General features: G+C 43.9%; 2 protein-coding genes. Both read right to left on the bottom strand.

From position 1 onward, the window contains the following. On the bottom strand, nt 1-352 hold a 352-nt coding region (locus ACS8FC_RS19630), incomplete at its 3' end, for a pantoate--beta-alanine ligase (RefSeq protein ID WP_439298019.1). 50 nt (nt 353-402) lie between these two features. Next, nucleotides 403-558, bottom strand: a complete 156-nt coding sequence (locus tag ACS8FC_RS19625) for a hypothetical protein (protein ID WP_439298020.1) — start codon at nt 556-558, stop codon at nt 403-405. Nucleotides 559-570: the final 12 nt, after the last annotated feature.

The following is a 570-nucleotide window of genomic DNA, read 5'->3' as shown; positions in this document are numbered from 1 at the left end:
ATACGGTAGTCGGTGGTGGTAATACTGGGTACATCGCATCACTGCTTGGCGCAAAGACATAATCTGCACCAACAGTGGCAAGCTTAGCCACATCTTCGTCTAGTGTGCGTGGATAACTATCAAAATCCTCACCCACACCAAACTGAGTAGGATTGACAAAAATACTAACGACGACGATATCCGCATGCTGTTTAGCAATTTTTACTAGCTCTAGATGACCCTCATGCAGATTACCCATTGTTGGTACTAACGCAATACGCTGCAGACTATCCTGCCTGCCGCTTTGCTGACTACGATAAGGCTGAAGCGCTGCACGTAGTGATGGGATATCATGATAAATAATTGGAGACATGGTAGTTTTTCTTATATTTCAATATTCTGTTATTTGAAAGCTCAAATAGATTAGCTAAATTGGTGCTGTTCGGTTGGGAAACTGCGGTCACGTACCGATTGCTGATATAACGCAAAAGCCCCTTCAATACTGCGTGTACTGTTACGCTCATCGGTCAAAAAGTCATGTACAAAACGTGGCACACGACCATGTACCATACCCAACATGTCATGCATCAC

It is taken from the genome of Psychrobacter sp. 1Y4, from assembly GCF_051847555.1.
Note: the sequence above shows the minus strand (reverse complement) of the source record. Positions and strands in the feature narration are given on the sequence as shown.

What these genes read in the sequence shown, in the direction of transcription:
- ACS8FC_RS19625 (WP_439298020.1), bottom strand. Translation starts at nt 558, where the DNA reads ATGTTGGGTATGGTACATGGTCGTGTGCCACGTTTTGTACATGACTTT.